This is a genomic window from Streptomyces sp. NPDC001941 (assembly GCF_040296945.1).
Classification (GTDB): Bacteria; Actinomycetota; Actinomycetes; order Streptomycetales; family Streptomycetaceae; genus Streptomyces.
In genome coordinates this window covers 175,392-193,134 of record NZ_JBEOYE010000005.1, presented here as the reverse complement: position 1 = coordinate 193,134, position 17,743 = coordinate 175,392, and the positions used below count along the sequence as shown (strand labels likewise).

Below are 17,743 nucleotides of genomic sequence, written 5' to 3'. Positions count from 1 at the left end.
CCGTGATCTGGTAAGTGCATAATCGCACCAAGCGAGACGAAGCAGTCACCGACGCGGGAGGCACAGACGATGGCGTGGCTGCTGGTGGTGGTCGCGGGGATCCTGGAGACCGGGTTCGCGGTGTGCCTCAAGCTCTCGCACGGCTTCACCCGCCTCTGGCCCACCATCGCCTTCGCCTGCTTCGCCCTCGGCAGCTTCGGCCTGCTGACCCTGGCCCTGAAGAAGCTCGACGTCGGCCCGGCGTACGCGGTGTGGACCGGCATCGGCGCCGCGGGGACCGCGATCTACGGCATGATCTTCCTCGACGACCTGGTCTCGGTCCTGAAGATCGTCTCGATCTCGCTGGTCATCATCGGCGTCATCGGCCTCCAGCTGTCGGGCTCGGCGCACTGACGGCCGAGCGCACCAGCGCCGCCACGCCGTCGCCCGCCGGGGCCACCACCCAGGACAGCGCGAGCCGTACGGCCAGTTCGCAGCGCTGGGCGAGCTCCTGGCTCTCCTCCCTCGTCCGCGCCCCCGTCCTGGCCTGCTCCAGGGCCGCCAGCGAGCGGTCGCGCACCGCCGCCAGCAGGTCCGCGGGGCCCGGCGGACCGGCGTCGGCACGGCGCTGGGCGGGCACCGCGGCGGCGCCGGCGCGGTGCGCCGGGCGCGGGGCCGGGAGGCGGTCGCCCCAGCAGCCGGTGAGCAGGGCCCGCAGCAGCGGTCTCGTACGGGCCTCGCCGACGGTCCACTCGGCGACGGACACCAGGCGGTCGGCGGGGTCCGCGCGGTGCGCAAGGACCCGTTCCACCCCGTGCAGATAGGCGTCGGCCTCGCGCCGCACGAGCGCGCGGGCGAGGCCGTCCTTACTGCCGAACTCGTTGTAGAGCGTCTGCCGGGACACCCCGGCCGCCGAGGCGACGTCGACCATCCGCACCCCGGACCAGGGCAGTCCGGAGAGCGCGGCGAGGGCGGCGCTCAGCAAGGCTTCTCGCGCTGTAGGCATCATCGCCTCCCGGGCCGGGCACTCCCGCGCGCCCGGCGGATCGCGTGGCTCCGCGAGCGGAGCCCTGCGCTCAGAGTTGACGGGTCGCCACGGTGTGTCAATAGTCCCTTCGAGTCGGCACGGGGGTGCGGGATAGGGTGCCGGTCATGGTCGACTACCACGATGATCTGCGTCTGGCCCACGTCCTCGCGGACGCCGCGGACGCCACGACGATGGAGCGCTTCAAGGCCCTGGACCTGAAGGTCGAGACGAAGCCGGACATGACCCCGGTGAGCGAGGCCGACAAGGCGGCGGAGGAGCTGATCCGCAGCCAGCTGAAGCGGGCCAGGCCGCGCGACGCGGTGCTCGGCGAGGAGTACGGCCTGGAGGGCTCGGGCCCGCGCCGCTGGGTGGTCGACCCGATCGACGGCACCAAGAACTACGTGCGGGGCGTGCCGGTCTGGGCGACGCTCATCTCCCTGATGGAGGCGGGCGAGCACGGCTACCAGCCGGTGGTGGGCGTGGTGTCGGCGCCCGCGCTGGGGCGGCGCTGGTGGGCGGCGAAGGGCCTGGGCGCCTACACCGGCCGCAATCTGCTGAACGCCTCCCGGATCCACGTCTCGCAGGTGTCGGACCTGGCCGACGCCTCGTTCGCGTACTCCTCGCTGAGCGGCTGGGAGGAGCGCGGGCAGCTGGAGGGCTTCCTGGACCTCACGCGCGCGTGCTGGCGCACTCGCGCGTACGGCGACTTCTGGCCGTACATGCTGGTCGCGGAGGGCGCGGTGGACTTCTGCGCCGAGCCGGAGCTGTCGCTGTGGGACATGGCGGCGAACGTGATCGTGGTGCAGGAGGCGGGCGGCGTCTTCACCGGCCTGGACGGGCGGCACGGTCCGCACAGCGGCAACGGCGCGGCCTCGAACGGGCTGCTCCACGAGGAGCTGCTGGGGTACCTGGGGCAGCCGCGCGAGTAGTGCGGCGCCGGGCTCCGGTGGTTCCGGGCGCCCCTCGGCTCACGTCGCGCGCCCCCTTGTTGGGAATCCCTTTACCTGCCACTCTGAGGGTTCCCCCACTTGTGAACTTGTGAATCGCTTCTCGTTGAGCGGTTCGCCAAGGAGGTGGCCCCATCCATGCTCGTCCGTGACGCCATGAGCACGGTGGTCCTCACCATCGGTCCCGCCCACACCCTGCGCCAGGCCGCGCGGCTGATGTCCGCCCGGCGCGTCGGCGCCGCCATCGTGCTCGACCCCGACACCAGCGGCCTCGGCATCCTGACCGAGCGCGACGTCCTCAACTCCGTCGGCGCGGGCCAGGATCCCGACCGCGAGACGGCCGGCATCCACACCACCAACGACGTGGTCTTCGCCGCCCCGGCGTGGACCCTGGAGGAGGCGGCGGGGGCGATGGCCCACGGCGGCTTCCGGCACCTGATCGTGCTCGACGGCGACGGCCCCGTCGGCATCGTCTCCGTGCGCGACATCATCCGCTGCTGGGCACCCGCGCGCAGGCACGCGGCCTCGGCCGCCCTCTGACCCACCGGGCACGACGGAAGGGGGGCCGGACCCCCTGACGGGAATCCGGCCCCCCTCCTCGCTCCGGCGAGCGTCCGTCAGCCGCGCAGGGCCTGGACCGCGGCGTCCAGCCGCTTGCCGAAGTCCTCGTCCGCCTTGCGGAAGTTCCCGATGGCGCGCTCGGCGATGTCGTCGCGCGACACCTTGGCGATGAAGCCCGACAGGTTCTCCACCAGGCGCTCCTTCTCGGCCTCGGACATCAGCCGGTAGAGGTTCCCGGCCTGCACGAAGTCGTCGTCCTCGGCGTGCGCCGGGGCCGCGTGGTCGCCGGTGGGGCCGGTGACGGCGGTCGGCTGCCACAGCGGCCGGTCCGTCTGCGCCGGGCCGCCGAAGCTGTTCGGCTCGTAGTTCTTCGCGCCCTTGTGGCGGCCGTCGTAGAGGAAGCCGTCGCGGGAGTGCGTGCGCGCCTCGGTGGCGTGCGGGCGGTTCACCGGCAGGTGGTCGGCGTTGATGCCGACGCGGTAGCGGTGCGCGTCGCCGTACGCGAAGAGCCGGCCCTGGAGCATCTTGTCCGGGGACGGGCCGATGCCGGGCACGAAGTGCGCCGGGCTGAAGATCGACTGCTCGACCTCGGCGAAGACGTTCTCCGGGTTGCGGTTGAGCTCCAGCTTGCCGATCTCGATCGGCGGGTAGTCCGCGTGCGGCCACACCTTGGTGAGGTCGAACGGGTTGAAGCGGTAGGCCGCCGCCTCGGCCGCGGGCATGATCTGCACCTGCACGGTCCAGCTCGGGAACTCGCCGCGCTCGATCGACTCGCGCAGGTCGCGCTGGTGGCTGTCGGGGTCCTCACCGGCCAGCGTGTTGGCCTCGGCCTGGGTGAGGGTCCTGATCCCCTGGTCGGTCTTGAAGTGGTACTTGACCCAGAAGACCTCGCCCGCCTCGTTGTTCCACTGGTACGTGTGCGAGCCGAAGCCGTCCATGTGCCGGTACGAGGCCGGGATGCCGCGGTCGCCGAAGAGCCAGGTGACCTGGTGGGTGCTCTCCGGGCTCAGCCCCCAGAAGTCCCAGACGTTGTCCGCCTCCTGCGAGCCGGTGTACGGGTCGCGCTTCTGGGTGTGGATGAAGTCCGGGAACTTGATGGCGTCCTTGATGAAGAACACCGGGGTGTTGTTGCCGACGAGGTCGTAGTTGCCGTCCTCGGTGTAGAACTTCAGCGCGAAGCCGCGCGGGTCGCGCACCGCGTCGGCCGCCCCGAGGTTGCCCGCCACGGTGGAGAACCGCAGGAACGTCTCGGTCTGCTTGCCCACCTCGGAGAGGAACTTCGCGCGGGTGTACCGGGTGACGTCGGCCGTCACCGTGAAGGTGCCGTAGGCGCCCGCACCGCGCGCGTGGACCACGCGCTCCGGGATGCGCTCGCGGTTGAAGTGGGCCAGCTTCTCCATCAGCAGCTGGTCCTGGACCAGGACCGGCCCGCCGATCCCCGCGGTCTCGCTGTTCTGGTTGTCGGCGACCGGGGCTCCGGCCTCGGTCGTCAGCGGTCCCTGGGTCACGTGCGCCTCCTGCGTATCGCCTGCAAGTCCTGTCCCTTGCTTCCTACTCCACCGATCCTACAATGGACAATGTCTAAGTCAAGTAAGGTTCTAAAGTCACACCCGCTCGGGACTAAAGCCCTCTTCCTGTTAGGCTGGCCGTATGAGTGACCTGCTGGAACGACTGCGCGGACGCGGCTGGCGCATGACGGCGCAGCGGCGCGTGGTGGCCGAGGTCCTGGACGGCGACCACGTCCACCTGACCGCCGACGAGGTGCACGCGCGCGCCGTGGTGCGACTGCCCGAGATCTCGCGCGCGACCGTCTACAACACCCTGGGCGAGCTGGTGACCCTCGGTGAGATCCTCGAGGTCTCCACCGGCCGCCGCGCCAAGCGGTACGACCCGAACGCGCACCGCCCCCACCAGCACCTGGTCTGCGGCGCCTGCGGCACCATCCGCGACGTGCACCCCTCGGGCGACCCGCTGTCCGACCTGCCGGCGGCCGAGCGCTTCGGCTTCACGGTCTCCGCCGTCGAGGTCACCTACCGGGGCCTGTGCCCGGACTGCGCCTGACCCGGTTCCGTACGGACGAAAGGGCCCCGACCACCAGGGTGGTCGGGGCCCTTTCACGTGTCCGGGAGCCGTTGGGTCCCCGGACACGCCGAAGGGCCCGGATCCCAGGATCCGGGCCCTTCGGGCTTGAGTAGCGGGGACAGGATTTGAACCTGCGACCTCTGGGTTATGAGCCCAGCGAGCTACCGAGCTGCTCCACCCCGCGTCGGTGAACACAACATTACGTCAGCCTGCGGACCAGCGCAAATCCGTTCCGCGCCGGTCCGCCCCGGGGCCGGGGTCAGGCCGTCAGCTCCTGGTGCAGGGCCTCGCTCAGCCGGGCCGCGCGCTCGGCCACCTCGGTCGGCCCGAGCTCCACGGCGCGCGCGCACCAGCGGCGGCCCTCGGTCAGCTCGCCCTTGCGGGCCGCCAGCAGCCCGAGCCGCAGCGCGGCCCGGCCGTGCCCGGCGCGGGCGGCGCGGGCCCACCACAGCGCGGCCTCCCGCTCGTTGCCCTCCCGGGCCAGCAGCAGCCCCAGGTTGAAGGCGCCGTTGCGGCTGCCCGCCTCGGCGGCCTCCCGGTACCAGTGGGCGGCCTGCTCGATGTCGCCCCGGGCCGCGGCGAGCATGCCGACGCGCACCTGGGCGCGGCGGTGGCCCTGCTCGGCCGCCCGCTCGTACCACTCCTCGCACTCCGTCTTGGGCGCCTGCGGCTCGCCCAGCGCGGGCGGCCCGGGCGGCGGCTGGCGCGCGTCCAGCACGGTGGCGAGCCGGAAGGCGGCCTCCGCGCTGCCCCCGCCCGCCGCGCACCGCAGGTGCCGCTCGGCCTCCTGCTCCTCGCCGTCGCGCAGGTAGGCGATGCCGACCTGGAGGGCCGCCTCGGTGTGCCCGGCCGCGGCGGCGCGCTCGTACCAGACCAGGGCGGTCACGTCGTCGTCCCGGCCCGCGTGCAGGATGCCGAGGTTGAACGCGGCGTCCACGCTGCCCGCCTCGGCGGCCTTGGAGAACCACGGCTCGGCGCCGTTGGGGTCGTCGGCCTGGAGCAGCAGCACCGCCAGCGCGTTGGCGGCCTCACGGTGGCCCGCGTAGGCGGCGCGGCGGTACCACTGCTCCGCCTGCGCGGTGCGGTCCTGGGCGGCGCACAGCAGCCCCAGGTTGTAGGCGCCGTTGATGTCGCCCGCGTCCATCGCCGCGCGGTACCAGCGCTCGGCGCTCTGCTGCTCGCCGCGGGCCGCGTGCAGCGCGCCCAGGGCGTTGGCGGCGTTGCCGTCGCCGTCCTGGGCGGCGCGCAGCCACCACACGGCGGCGCTCTCGTCGTCCCCGGCGTCCTTGAGCAGGAAGCCCAGCGCGCAGGCGGCCCTGGCCTCGCCGTCCTTGGCGGCCGTCAGGTACCAGCGGCCGGCCTCCTTGGCCTCCCCGCGCCGCTCCAGGAGCGCGCCCAGGTGCAGCGCGGCGCGGCGGTGGCCGCGCGCGGAGGCCTGGCGGTACCACTGCTCGGCCTCGCCGAGCAGGGTGGGCGCCTCCTCGGCGCCGTCGCGCTGCTCGGGGACGGCCGGGCGGCGCGGGACCGGCGGGCGGCCGACCCCGGTCTCGTACAGCTCGCCGCGGGCGCGGATCTCCCGCGCGGCGCGCCGCTCCAGGGTGCGGGCGATCCGGTAGGCGGCCTCGCGGTGGCCCTGCTCGGCGGCGCCGCGCATCCAGCGCTCGGCGCCCACGTCGCCGCGGTGCTCCAGGAGGTCGGCCAGCGCGTAGGCGCCCAGGGCGTGGCCCTGCTCGGCGGACTGGCGCAGCCAGTACTCGGCGGCGGGCTCGTCGCCGCGCTCGCGGTAGTGACGGCCCAGCGCGTGGGCGGCGGGGGCGGACCCGGCGACGGCGGCGATGCGCCACCAGCCGGCCGCCTCGTCGGGGTAGCCGCGCTGGAGCAGCAGCACACCGAGGTTGTTGGCGGCGGCCCGGTCGCCCTCGGCGGTGGCGGCGCGCAGGTGGGGCTCCGCGCCGTCGAGGTCGCCGCGGCGCAGCAGCAGCGCGCCGAGCACGCTCATGGCGGCGGTGTCGCCCTCCTCGGCGGCGCGCCGGTTGCGGGCCTCGGCCTCCAGGCCCTCCACCGCCTCGGCGGCGTCGTCGCCCTGGGCGGCGGCTTCGGCTGTACGGTCGGCGCGGACGGCCCGGGCGGCGTCCTCGGTCTCCGAGGGTGCGCCCGTCTGCCCGACGGTGGCCGAACCGGTATGCCGTTGCACAAACCGCCCTGTCTCCAACAGAGTTGCCCTGTCCCCCATGAATCCCATCGTTGCACCACCCGCAACCCGCGTACACCTGGTATACCGCAGCCAGTGAGGTCACTTCAGCGTTTTGTCGACATGCCCACAGAGAGACAACTCAAACGCCCGTCACCCCAACCCGCCCCGTACGGAGGGCGGACGGGCCGCCGGAACCGGGTCGTGCACCACGCGACGAGGGCCCGGATCCTGATCAGGATCCGGGCCCTCGTCGTTCAGTAGCGGGGACAGGATTTGAACCTGCGACCTCTGGGTTATGAGCCCAGCGAGCTACCGAGCTGCTCCACCCCGCGTCGGTAGGACGACCGTATCACGGTTGCGGAGGGGTGCCGGACCGCCGGGTGCTCCCGGCGGTCCGTCCCCGGATCAGCCCTTCTTCTCCGGAGCGGCCTTGGGCTTGATCTTGCCCTCGGCCTCCACGGCCCGCTGGAGCGCCGCCTTCAGCGCGTCCTGCGCCTTGCCGTAGCCCGTCCAGTCGCCCTTCTGGCGCGCCGCCTCACCGTCCGCGAACGCCTTCTGCGCGTCCGCGACCGCCTGCTTCAGCTGCGCCTCGGCGTCACCGGTGGCCGGTGGCGTCGTGGTCGGCGGGGTGGTCGTCGGCGGCGGCTGGGTGCCGCCGTCCTCGCCCGCCACGCCGAAGGCCTGGTTGAGCGCGGCCCCCAGGCTGTCCGCGAAGCCGATCTTCTCGCCGTACACCACCGCGACCTTGCTCAGCAGCGGGTACTCCGAGCCACGGCCCTGGGCGTAGATGGGCTCCATGTACAGGAAGCCCTTGTCCAGTGGCACGGTCAGCAGGTTGCCGTACTTGATCGTCGAGTCGGCGCCCTTGAGCACCCGGACGAAGTCGGCCACCGGCTGGTACTGGTTGAGTCTGTTCTGCACCTGTTCGGGGCCGTCGACCTTGTCGTCCGTCACACGCATCAGGTTGATCTTGCCGTAGGTCCCGCTCGTGGCGTCCGCGTCGACCGTCATGAAGGCCCGCAGGTTGGGGCGGCCGCTCGGGGTGAACGTCGTGGTCAGCGAGAACTGCTGCTGCGACTCCCCCGGCGTCTTCAGGGACAGGTAGTACGGCGGCACCGCGTGGTCGTCCGGCTTGGTCGGGTCGTTGGGGACCTGCCAGGCGTCGGAGGCGTTGTAGAACTGCGCGGGGTCCTGCACGTGGTACAGCGAGAGCAGCTCGCGCTGGACCTTGAACATGTCCTGCGGGTAGCGCATGTGCGCCTTGAGCTCGGCCGGGATCTCGCTCTTGGCCTTCACCGTGCCCGGGAACGCCTTCTTCCAGGTCTTCAGGACCGGGTCCTTCTCGTCCCACTCGTACAGCGAGACGGTGCCGTCGTACGCGTCGACGGTGGCCTTCACCGAGTTGCGGATGTAGTTGACCTGGTTCTCCTGCGCCACCACCGCGCGCTGGCGGTCGGTCAGCGAGTCGGCCGTGGTGTCGCCGAGCGTGGTACGCGATGCGTAGGGGTACCCGTTCGTCGTCGTGTAGGCGTCCACGATCCACTGGATCCGTCCGCCGACCACCGCCGGGTAGGCGTCGCCGTCGATGGTCAGCCAGGGGGCGACCGCCTCGACGCGCTCCTTCGGCGTCCGGTTGTACAGGATCTTGGAGTCCTTGCCGATGGCGCCCGAGTACAGGATCTGCGGCTCGCTGAAGGCCACCGCGTACGCGGCGCGGTTCAGCGGGCTCTCCAGGTCGATGCCGCCCTTGCCGCGGTAGCTGTACGTCTTCTGGCCGCCGCCGTCCTGCTCGTAGTCGAGCTCCTTCTGCGGACCGCCGACGATCGAGTACTGCGTCGTCTTCTCGCCGTAGTAGATCCGCTGCTCGTACTTCTGCGCGTCGAACTGGCCCTTGGACGGCAGGCCCGACTCGGTGAACGCGGGCGCGCCCTGCGGCGACGAGCTGGTCTCCGTGCCCTTCGCCGTCACCGCGCCGTAGCCGTGGGTGTAGGTGAAGTGGTCGTTGATCCAGTTGTGCTTGTCGACGCCCTGGATGTTCAGCTCGCGCAGGCCGATGACGGTGTCCTGGCCGTTGTACCGGTCCACGTCCAGCGTCTTGGGGAACTGGTAGTACTTGCGCTCCTGCTCCAGCTGCTGGAACGTCGGCGAGACGATGTTCGGGTCGTTCAGCCGGTAGCTGGCCGCCGCGTCGGCGTCCTTGCGCTGTTTGGCCGCGTCCGTGACCTGCGCCGAGCCGGCGTAGTCGTTGGGCTTGACCCCGTCGATGCCGTACGCCTTGCGGGTGGCCTCGATGTTGCGCTCGATGTAGCGCGACTCCTTGGCCTGCTCGTTCGGCTGGACCTGGAACTTCTGCACGATCGCCGGGTAGAGGCCGCCGATCAGGATCGCCGACAGCACCATCAGGCCGAAGCCGATCACCGGCAGCTGCCAGGTGCGGCGCCACAGCGTGGCGAAGAACAGCAGCGCGCAGATCACCGCGATGCAGAACAGGATCGTCTTCGCGGGCAGGTACGCGTTCGCGTCGACGTACCGCAGGCCCGTCCAGCTGTCCGTGGCCTTGAAGTCGCTGGACTTCACCGCCAGGCCGTACCGGTCGAGCCAGTACGCCACCGCCTTCAGCGCCACGAACAGCCCCAGCAGCACCGACAGGTGCCCGGTGGCCGCGGCCGTGGCCCGCGCGCCGGGGCTGGTCACGCGCAGCCCGCCGTACAGGTAGTGCGTCAGCGCGGCGGCGATCAGCGAGAGCACCGCCGCCGCGAAGCCGAAGCCGAGCATGAAGCGGTACCAGGGCAGGTCGAACGCGTAGAACGACACGTCGAGGTCGAACTGCGGGTCCTTCTGCCCGAACGGCACTCCGTTGACCCACATGAGCCAGGTGCGCCACTGCCCGGAGGCGGACGCGCCCGCGATCAGCCCGACCAGGGCCGTGATCGCCAGGAGCACCCACTTCTTGTAGGGCGCCACGCCCATCCGGTAGCGGTCCAGGCTCTGCTGCTCCAGCGACATCGCGCTCAGCGGCGGCCGCAGCCGGTGCGCGAGCCAGATGTTCACGCCGACGGCCGCGGCCATCAGCAGGCCGAAGACGGCGAACAGGCCGATCTTGGTCCACAGGGTGGTGGTGAAGACGGACGAGAACTTGACCGACCGGTACCAGAGCCAGTCCGTCCAGAACCCCGCGAACATGACGAAGACCATGGCCAGTACGGCCAGGACCCCCAACGTCATGAGCAGGGTCCGGGCGCGCCGGGACGGCCGACCGACTCTGATCCTTGGCCCTGTCGGGCCTCCGCCGCGGTCCGGCATCTGGAAAGCCAACGTGCTCCCCTTGAGGTTGGGATGTGCTGCTTGGTGCGAGTGGTGCGGGCCCAGCGATCGTAGAGCCCACTCATGCAACTTACTGAGGCTTTACCTAGTTCCCGCCCGGCGGCCCCGTTCCCTTCCCGGGGTGCTTTCCCGGCTCCGCGTTCCCTTCCGGAGGGCGGGAGGAGGCAGGATGGCGGGCATGTCCAACGATTCCCCCTCCGGCCCCCCGATGGCCGCGAGCCCGCTCACCCGCGCGGTGCTCGAGATCGACGAGTACGCCTCCGGGCTCGGCTGGGACCGTCCGTCCGTGCTGTACGCCCTCATCGACAACGCGACCCTGCGCGCCCTGGAGCCGGGCCAGGCCGACCGCTTCGCGGGAGACGGCTTCACCGCGCTCCAGCAGAAGGAGATCCCGGCGGGCAAGCCGCTCGACGAGTACCTCGGCACCGTGGCCTGGCCGGACTCGGTCACCGGCTGCGCGCTGACCGTCGAGCGGCTCATGCTGCCGCCGTCCGCCGAGGCGTCCGTGCCGGACGGGCTCGACGAGGCCGCGCTGGCCAAGTGGGTGGCCCGCCACCCGAAGCGCCAGGAGGTGCGGATGACCGTGGCCGTGCTGCGCGACGGGGCCCGCGAGTCGGCGCTGCGGCTGCGCGAGAAGGACTCGCCGACCGAGGTGCTGACCGGCTCGGACCTGGTGCCCGGTCTCGCGGACGCGCTCGCGGCGACCTTCGAGGACTGAGACAGGCGTACGCAGCGGGGCCCGGACCCGGTCGGGTCCGGGCCCCGCCGGGTACGCGCGCGTGGCGGTCACTTGGCCGAGCAGCTCGGCAGGCCCGCCGTATCGCCCTTCCTGAGCTTCTCCAGCGACTGCCGGGCGTCGTGGATGGTGTCCACCTTGATGAGCGTGAGGCCGGACGGGATGTCCGAGGCCGCGGACGCGCAGTTGTCGGCCGGGGTGAGGAAGTAGCGCGCGCCCGCGTTGCGCGCGCCGACCAGCTTCATCTCGATGCCGCCGATCGGGCCGACCTTGCCCTTGTCGTCGATGGTGCCGGTGCCCGCGATGAACTTGCCGCCCGTCAGCTGCTCGGGCGTCAGCTTGTCGACGATGCCCAGGGAGAACATCAGGCCCGCGCTGGGCCCGCCCACGTCGGCCAGCTTGATGTCGATGTCGAACGGGAACGTGTGGTCCGTGCCGGCCTGGATGCCGACGATCGCCCGGTCGCCCTCGGGGGACTTCCTCGTGGTGATCGCGACCTCCTTGCCGCCGGCCGGCTCCTTGCGGGCCTTCTCGGCGGCGGCCGCGTCCTTGGCCGGGACGATGGTGAAGACGACCTTCTGCCCGGGCTTGTGCTTGGTCACCAGCTTGGCGACGTCGCCCGGCTCCTTGACCTCGGTGCCGTCCACGGCCCTGATCACGTCACCGGCGTGCAGGGTGCCCTCGGCGGGGCTGTCCTTCTGCACCGAGGAGACGATGACCCACGACTTCACGCCCTTGACGCCCAGCTCGTTCAGGGCGGCGACCTTGGCGCTCTCCTGCGACTGGCTGAACTCCTCGGCGTTCTCCTGGTCGGACTGCTCGGCGGTCTTGCCGTCCGGGTACAGGGTGTCGTGCGGGACGACGACGCTGTCGTGCGCCAGCCATCCGTAGACCGCTTCGACCAGGTTCATGTTGTAGTCCGCGCCGGTGACGCGGACCGTCGTCATGTTGAGGTTCCCGGTCGTGGGGTACGTCTCGTGCCCCGAGATCTGGAGCACCGGCTCGCCCTTGACCTCGCCCAGCGTGTTCACCGTGGGGCCGGGGCTCATCTCCGCGTACGGGACCTTGATGAGCACACCCGCGCACAGCAGCGCGATGAGGACCAGGGTGGCGGCGAGCATCGTCGCGGTGCGGCGTGGCATGAGAACGACAGTACGGGACGGGTCCCTCACCGCACCGCCGGGGCCGGTCCGTACGGGGTCACCCGGCGACCGCGGACCGTTCGGGGGGCCTCACGCGGACCCCGCGCCGGAGTGTGTCTTCTCCATCGCGTCGCGGAACCGCGCGTATCCGGCGAGCTCGGCGACGTCACCGGTGGTCCGGTTCCGTGAAGCCCAGCTTCCCCATATCGCGGCCCCGACGGCGGCGAAGAGCGGAATCAGCAACCAGGCGAGTGCTGCCATCGCGACCTCCCGACCCCATGAGCGAACGCAAACTGACCGATCAGCAGATTAACCATCCGCCGGTTCAACGCTCGTGGCAGGGGTGGGGTTACGCAAATCGGGGCGCATGGGGGCCGTCCGGGTTTCGAGCGGCCCCCGAGTCACCCGACGGGCCGTCAGGAAAGTCAGCAGGCGCCGACCCACTCCTCGGTCCCGTCCGAGAACGTCTGGTGCTTCCAGATGGGGACCTCGTGCTTGAGGTCGTCGATGAGCTTGCGGCACGCCTGGAAGGCCTCCGCGCGGTGCGGGCAGGAGACCGCGACGACGACCGCGATGTCCCCCACTCGGAGGTCACCCACCCGGTGGACGGCCGCCAGCGCGCGGACCGGGAAGTCGGCGACGACCTTCTCGGCGACGCGCCGCATCTCGTCCTCGGCGGAGGGGTGGCTGGAGTAGCCGAGCCCCTCGACGTCCGAGCCCCCGTCGTGGTTGCGCACCGTCCCCACGAACAGCGTCGTGCCGCCCGCCGCGTCGTCGCCGACGGCCCGGAAGACCTCGTCGAGGGAGAGCGGGGCGTCGCGGACGGCGAGCAGCCGGATCGGGTCGTGGGCGGCCTGCTCGCCGGGGTGGTCGTACGTGGGTGCCATGCCTTCCATCGTGCCGTACGGCACGGCGAACCCGGAATAGCGCTTTCGACCGGCACGCGCGCGTGCCGCCTTGGAGCCTCCTACAGGAGGGCCGCCGCGACCACCGTGATCCGGGCCAGCGGGGGCCTACAGGCCGCGGCGCCGACGGGCCCGGCGCACCAGGGCCGCGGTGCCCAGCAGGGCCACCGTGGCGCCCGCGGCACCGGCCGCCGTGGCGTCCTTGCGGCCCAGCCTGCGCCCGGCGACGGTGTGGCGTCCCGACGCCTCCTCCAGGAGCGCGGCCAGCACCTCCTCGTTCGTCCAGCCCGGCCGCCAGCCCGCGTCGTGCAGCCGTCCGACGCTGACCACCCAGGGGTGCATCGTGTAGGCGAGGTCCCCGGCCGGGGACGGCGTCAGGCCGATGCGGTGCAGCCGGGCCGCGGCGCCCAGGGCGACCGCCGAGGGCAGCTCCATCCGGCGGATGCCGCTGAGCTCCTCGACCTCCTCCTGTTCGAGCCACCCGTCGCAGCCGACCGCGAACTCTCCGTCGACCTTCTCCAGCGCCGCGTACTCCAGCGCGCTGACCAGGTCCTCGACGTGGCAGAACTGCCAGGTCGGGCGGGAGCCCGCCACCACCAGCAGGCGCGGCGACTCGAAGTAGCGGGTGAGCGCCGTGTCCGTGCCGCCGACCAGCACGGCGGGCCGCACCACGGTGACGTTCAGGCCGGGGTGCGCGCGGGGCGCCCGGCGGCCCAGGCGCTCGATCTCCAGGAGGTCGCCGACGCCGGTGGCCTCGGCGGTGGCGCGCAGCTCGGCGTCCTCCGACAGCGGTACGTCGTTGTCCGGCAGCGCTCCGTAGACCATCGCCGAGGTGCACAGGACCACCCGGTGGACGCCCGCGGCCGCGGCGGCCGTGAGGACCGTCTGCGTACCGCGCACGTTGTACGCGGTACGGGCGGCCGCGTCGGTCTCCAGGTCCAGGTCGAGCGCCAGGTGGACCACCACGTCCGCGCCGCGCAGCTTCTCGGCGATGGCCGGGTCGCGCACGTCCAGGACGTGCCACTGCGCCTCGGTCACCTCGCCCCGTCGCTCGTCGATGGCGATGACCTGCTTGACCTCCTCGGAGGCCGCCAGGCGCCGGGTGAGCAGGTCGCCGACGCCGGAGGCGGCGCCGGTGACCGCGACGACGGGGCCGCGTCCCGCGGTGCGGGTGGAAGGGTTTCGCGCTGCGCGAACCTGTGGATCTGGGGAACTCACCGGGCGTCTCCAGCGGTTGTCTTCAGTACGTGCGCGCATGACGCGTACGGACCAGGTGGCGTCCATCCTGCCGCAGGCCAAGCGTCGGCGGAGCACCGAGGCCCGATCGGGCCGCGATGTCTACGCTGGGTGGTGTTGTCGGGCAGCCGCCGCCGGCAGGAGAGCCGGCGGCCCTACGAGCCGAGGAAACCCGTGAGTGACACCCCATTCGGATTCGGCCTTCCGCCGGAGGAGCCGGAGGACGGCGACGGCAAGAAGAAGGACCCCCAGGGTGGTGGCCAGGGCGGCAACCCCCTCGGGTTCGGGCCGGGCGGGCTGCCCGGTGGCGCGGACAACCCGTTCGCCGCCATGTTCGGGTCGATGAACCCCAACGACCTGGGCGCCGCCTTCCAGCAGCTCGGCCAGATGCTGAGCTACGAGGGCGGTCCCGTGAACTGGGACATGGCCAAGCAGATCGCCCGCCAGACGGTCGCCCAGGGCACCGCGGACGGCGTCAAGGACGAGAGCGTCGGCCCCGCCGAGAAGAGCGCCGTCCAGGAGGCCGTGCGCCTGGCGGACCTGTGGCTGGACGGCGTGACCTCGCTGCCCTCCGGGGCCGCCTCCGCCGTCGCGTGGAGCCGCGCCGAGTGGGTCGAGGCGACCCTCCCGGCCTGGCAGCAGCTGGTCGACCCGGTGGCCGAGCGCGTGGGCAACGCCATGGGCGACGTGTTGCCGGAGGAGATGCAGGCCATGGCGGGCCCGCTGATCGGCATGATGCGCTCGATGGGCGGCGCCATGTTCGGCCAGCAGATCGGGCAGGCCGTGGGCGTGCTGGCGGGCGAGGTCGTCGGGTCCACCGACATCGGCCTGCCGCTGGGCCCGGCCGGCAAGGCCGCGCTGCTCCCGCTGAACATCGAGACGTTCGGCAAGGACCTGGGCGTGCCCAAGGACGAGGTGCGGCTGTACCTGGCGCTGCGCGAGGCGGCGCACCAGCGCCTGTTCGCGCACGTGCCGTGGCTGCGCCAGCACCTGTTCGGCGCGGTCGAGGGGTACGCGCGCGGGATCAAGGTCGACACCTCCAAGCTGGAGGACGCGGTCGGCAACCTGGACCCGTCCAACCCCGAGCAGCTGCAGGAGGCCCTCCAGCAGGGCATGTTCCAGCCGGAGGACACCCCGGAGCAGAAGGCCGCGCTGGCCCGTCTGGAGACGGCCCTGGCGCTGGTGGAGGGCTGGGTCGACGCGGTGGTCCACGAGGCCGCCAAGTCCCGGCTGACCTCGGCGGACGCGCTGCGCGAGACGCTGCGCCGGCGCCGGGCGACCGGGGGTCCCGCCGAGCAGACCTTCGCCACGCTGATCGGGCTGCAGCTGCGCCCGCGCCGGCTGCGCGACGCCTCGCGGCTGTGGGCCTCACTCACGGACGCGCGCGGGGTGGACGGCCGCGACGGCCTGTGGGAGCACCCGGACATGCTGCCGACGGCGACCGACCTGGACGACCCGGACGGGTTCGTGCACCGGGAGCAGCTGGACTTCTCGGAGATCGACAAGATGCTCGGCGAGGCGGCCCCCAAGGACCGCACGGACGACGGCAAGGACGACGGCGACAAGTGAGCCTGCACGACGACGCGACCCTGGTCCTGAAGGAGTACGGGGACCAGGAGGAGCTGCGCACGGCGTACCTGGACCACCTGGCGGCGCACGAGGACGCGATGTGGAAGGCCTGCGGGGCCGGGCACCTCACGGCCAGCGCGCTGGTGGTCGACCCCTCGCGGGGGCGGGTGCTGCTGACGCTGCACAAGAAGCTGGGCATGTGGCTGCAGATGGGCGGCCACTGCGAGCCCGGTGACGCCACGGTGGCCGGCGCCGCGCTGCGCGAGGCGACGGAGGAGTCCGGCATCGAGGGCCTGGTGCTGCTGGACGGCGGCCCGGTGCGGCTCGACCGGCACCCCATCCCGGCGCCCTGCAACTGGCACCTGGACGTGCAGTACGCGGCGCTGGCCCCGGAGGGCTCCGTGGAGGCGATCAGCGACGAGTCGCTGGACCTGCGCTGGTTCGCGTACGACGAGGTGCCCGCCGTGGCCGACGCCTCGGTGGCGCGGCTGGTGGAGCGCACCCTGGAGCGGCTGGGGTAGACGGCAGCGGTAAGGGGCGGGCACCGGGTGTCCGCCCCTTACCCGTGTCCGGGGGCGTCAGTTCCAGGCGTTGTTCTGGTTCTGCCCGTGGGCGCCCTGCTGGCCCATGCCGAACTGGGCGCGGGCGCCCTGTCCGATCACGGCGTTCTGCGGCGGCAGCACCTCGCTGGGCTGGACGAGCGCGAAGCCCTGGCCCAGGAAGCTGAGCTCCCAGCCCTCTCCGGTGTTGCCCCGGCGCCGCCACACGCCCGTGGAGTGCGTCTGCGCCTGCATCTGCACGCGCAGCCCGGAGGACCAGGCGACGATCGCGTCGGCGTCCACGTTGACGTACTTGTCCGGCGTGATCCGCATCATCAGCGGCTGGCCGGAGGTCATCAGCGCGACCTTGCCCCGCCCCGAGATGTTGAGCTGGTACTTGCCGGAGCCGGAGATGCCGTACTGGCTGTCCACCGCGATGACCTCGGTGTGCAGCGTGGAGTCCAGCGCCAGCACGTACGCGCTGTCGACCGTCATGCCCTCCTGGTCGACATCGACGACGTGGATGTACTGGGCGAGGTTGGCGAGGTAGACGGTGCCCTGCCCGGAGCAGCGCATCAGGTCCAGGCCCTCGCCGGTGCGTGCGCGTGCGTTGCGCTGGGAGTGGGACTGGTACTCGCCGTCGAAGTCGATCAGGCCCTGGTAGGCGACCATCGCGCCCTTGCGCGCGAGGACGTCGTCGTGCCCGGTCAGGGCCACCCGCAGCAGCTGCGGGTTCTGCACGGCGTACCGCTCCTGGGACTGCTGTTCGGTGAGACTGAAAAGCGGGCTCTGCATGGTGTGTTCTCGCTCCCCCTCAGTTCCGGATCCGCAGGCGGTCGGTACTGTCCTCGCTCGGCTGTACGACGACGATGCCCTGGCCGGAGAAGGCCATCTGGTACGCCTCTCCGCTGCCCCGCCCGATCAGCGACGAGGCCTTGAAGCTGCGCTTGCCCTTGACCTTGAGGTTGGGCGACCAGGCGACGAGCGCGTCCGGGTCGACGTACGTCTCGTCCTCGCCGCGGCCGCAGTCGACCACGATGGGCGTGCCGCGCGAGGTCAGGGCGACCCAGCCGGTGCCGCGGACCTCGACGTTCCACAGGCCCTGGCCGGCGAACTTGGCCAGGCCCTTGACCCGCTCGACGCCCCACTGCAGGTGCGCGTCGAAGGCGAGCAGGTTGGTGCCGTTGACGGAGATCGAGTCGTTGTTGAGGTTGATCACCACGACGTCCGCGCCGTAGTCGGCCAGGTAGAGCAGGCCGTCGCCGGAGCACTTCATGATCGGCGCGCCCTCTCCGGTCACCCAGGACGAGGCGATCTGGCGGACGGCCGGCGGGTTGGGCTCGTACTGCACGAAGCCCTCGTAGGCGACCATCGAGCCGGTGCGCGCGTACAGGTCCTGGCCGGTGGCCATGGCGACCTTGAGCATCGTGCGCCCGTGGTTCTCCATGCGGGCCGTGACGGGGGTCGGGGCGTAGCCCGCGAGCTGCTGGTCCATGTCTTCG

17 protein-coding genes and 2 tRNA genes are annotated in these 17,743 nt (G+C 71.9%); 7 read left to right on the top strand and 12 right to left on the bottom strand.

Features of this window, described 5'->3' with window-relative positions; genetic code table 11:
• Positions 1–69 precede the first annotated feature (69 nt).
• Positions 70–393, top strand: coding sequence for a DMT family transporter (locus ABT160_RS07090; protein WP_351644584.1), 324 nt, complete (start codon positions 70–72; stop codon positions 391–393).
• Here ABT160_RS07090 and ABT160_RS07085 read toward each other — a convergent pair.
• Positions 359–985 (bottom strand): TetR/AcrR family transcriptional regulator, encoded by a 627-nt coding sequence (locus ABT160_RS07085; RefSeq protein ID WP_351644582.1) that lies wholly within the window; start codon positions 983–985, stop codon positions 359–361. The genes ABT160_RS07090 and ABT160_RS07085 overlap by 35 nt on opposite strands.
• 146 nt (positions 986–1,131) lie before the next feature.
• Here ABT160_RS07085 and hisN point away from each other — a divergent pair, with 146 nt between their 5' ends.
• Both hisN and ABT160_RS07075 read left to right on the top strand, forming a co-directional pair.
• Positions 1,132–1,935 carry a histidinol-phosphatase gene (gene hisN, locus ABT160_RS07080; RefSeq protein WP_351644580.1) on the top strand — a complete coding sequence of 268 codons (804 nt, stop codon included), beginning with the start codon at positions 1,132–1,134 and terminating at the stop codon, positions 1,933–1,935.
• Between the two features lie 156 nt (positions 1,936–2,091).
• On the top strand, positions 2,092–2,493 hold the full coding sequence (locus tag ABT160_RS07075) for a CBS domain-containing protein (protein WP_351644579.1): 402 nt from the start codon (positions 2,092–2,094) through the stop codon (positions 2,491–2,493).
• A gap of 77 nt (positions 2,494–2,570) precedes the next feature.
• Here the strand turns inward: ABT160_RS07075 and ABT160_RS07070 are convergent, their stop codons facing one another.
• Positions 2,571–4,022, bottom strand: coding sequence for a catalase (locus tag ABT160_RS07070; protein WP_351644576.1), 1,452 nt, complete (start codon positions 4,020–4,022; stop codon positions 2,571–2,573).
• Positions 4,023–4,164: 142 nt separating this feature from the next.
• On the opposite strand from ABT160_RS07070, the gene ABT160_RS07065 reads away from it, so the two are divergent.
• Positions 4,165–4,575 carry a Fur family transcriptional regulator gene (locus ABT160_RS07065; protein WP_351644574.1) on the top strand — a complete coding sequence of 137 codons (411 nt, stop codon included), beginning with the start codon at positions 4,165–4,167 and terminating at the stop codon, positions 4,573–4,575.
• 131 nt (positions 4,576–4,706) lie between these two features.
• On the opposite strand, the gene ABT160_RS07060 is transcribed toward ABT160_RS07065, so the two are convergent.
• The 4 genes from ABT160_RS07060 to ABT160_RS07045 all read right to left on the bottom strand — a co-directional run bounded on the left by ABT160_RS07060 (position 4,707) and on the right by ABT160_RS07045 (position 10,093).
• Positions 4,707–4,780, bottom strand: a tRNA-Met gene (locus ABT160_RS07060).
• Positions 4,781–4,855: 75 nt separating this feature from the next.
• On the bottom strand, positions 4,856–6,838 hold the full coding sequence (locus tag ABT160_RS07055) for a tetratricopeptide repeat protein (protein ID WP_351644571.1): 1,983 nt from the start codon (positions 6,836–6,838) through the stop codon (positions 4,856–4,858).
• Between the two features lie 210 nt (positions 6,839–7,048).
• A tRNA-Met gene (locus ABT160_RS07050) sits at positions 7,049–7,122 on the bottom strand.
• A 73-nt stretch (positions 7,123–7,195) separates the two neighbouring features.
• Complete coding sequence (locus ABT160_RS07045) at positions 7,196–10,093, bottom strand: UPF0182 family membrane protein (protein ID WP_351644695.1); 2,898 nt, start codon at positions 10,091–10,093, stop codon at positions 7,196–7,198.
• A 199-nt stretch (positions 10,094–10,292) separates the two neighbouring features.
• Between ABT160_RS07045 and ABT160_RS07040 the strand changes: the two genes are divergently transcribed.
• A complete protein-coding gene (locus ABT160_RS07040) occupies positions 10,293–10,832 on the top strand; it encodes a PPA1309 family protein (protein WP_351644568.1) in 540 nt (179 codons plus the stop codon).
• Between the two features lie 68 nt (positions 10,833–10,900).
• On the opposite strand, the gene ABT160_RS07035 is transcribed toward ABT160_RS07040, so the two are convergent.
• The 4 genes from ABT160_RS07035 to ABT160_RS07020 all read right to left on the bottom strand — a co-directional run bounded on the left by ABT160_RS07035 (position 10,901) and on the right by ABT160_RS07020 (position 14,115).
• A complete protein-coding gene (locus ABT160_RS07035) occupies positions 10,901–11,992 on the bottom strand; it encodes a YlbL family protein (RefSeq protein WP_351644565.1) in 1,092 nt (363 codons plus the stop codon).
• A gap of 90 nt (positions 11,993–12,082) precedes the next feature.
• On the bottom strand, positions 12,083–12,253 hold the full coding sequence (locus ABT160_RS07030) for a hypothetical protein (RefSeq protein ID WP_351644563.1): 171 nt from the start codon (positions 12,251–12,253) through the stop codon (positions 12,083–12,085).
• 164 nt (positions 12,254–12,417) lie between these two features.
• Complete coding sequence (locus tag ABT160_RS07025; RefSeq protein ID WP_351644560.1) at positions 12,418–12,879, bottom strand: molybdenum cofactor biosynthesis protein MoaE; 462 nt, start codon at positions 12,877–12,879, stop codon at positions 12,418–12,420.
• A 126-nt stretch (positions 12,880–13,005) separates the two neighbouring features.
• Positions 13,006–14,115 (bottom strand): SDR family oxidoreductase, encoded by a 1,110-nt coding sequence (locus tag ABT160_RS07020; protein ID WP_351644557.1) that lies wholly within the window; start codon positions 14,113–14,115, stop codon positions 13,006–13,008.
• A gap of 192 nt (positions 14,116–14,307) precedes the next feature.
• On the opposite strand from ABT160_RS07020, the gene ABT160_RS07015 reads away from it, so the two are divergent.
• Both ABT160_RS07015 and ABT160_RS07010 read left to right on the top strand, forming a co-directional pair.
• Positions 14,308–15,702, top strand: a complete 1,395-nt coding sequence (locus ABT160_RS07015) for a zinc-dependent metalloprotease (protein ID WP_351644554.1) — start codon at positions 14,308–14,310, stop codon at positions 15,700–15,702.
• Positions 15,699–16,223 carry an NUDIX hydrolase gene (locus tag ABT160_RS07010; protein ID WP_351644552.1) on the top strand — a complete coding sequence of 175 codons (525 nt, stop codon included), beginning with the start codon at positions 15,699–15,701 and terminating at the stop codon, positions 16,221–16,223. The genes ABT160_RS07015 and ABT160_RS07010 overlap by 4 nt, the downstream gene beginning before the upstream one ends.
• Positions 16,224–16,280: 57 nt before the next feature.
• Here ABT160_RS07010 and ABT160_RS07005 read toward each other — a convergent pair whose 3' ends face one another.
• Positions 16,281–17,036: an AIM24 family protein gene (locus tag ABT160_RS07005; RefSeq protein WP_351644551.1), complete on the bottom strand. Its 756-nt coding sequence runs from the start codon at positions 17,034–17,036 to the stop codon at positions 16,281–16,283.
• Between the two features lie 19 nt (positions 17,037–17,055).
• Complete coding sequence (locus tag ABT160_RS07000) at positions 17,056–17,736, bottom strand: AIM24 family protein (RefSeq protein ID WP_351644548.1); 681 nt, start codon at positions 17,734–17,736, stop codon at positions 17,056–17,058.
• Between the last annotated feature and the right edge of the window lie 7 nt (positions 17,737–17,743).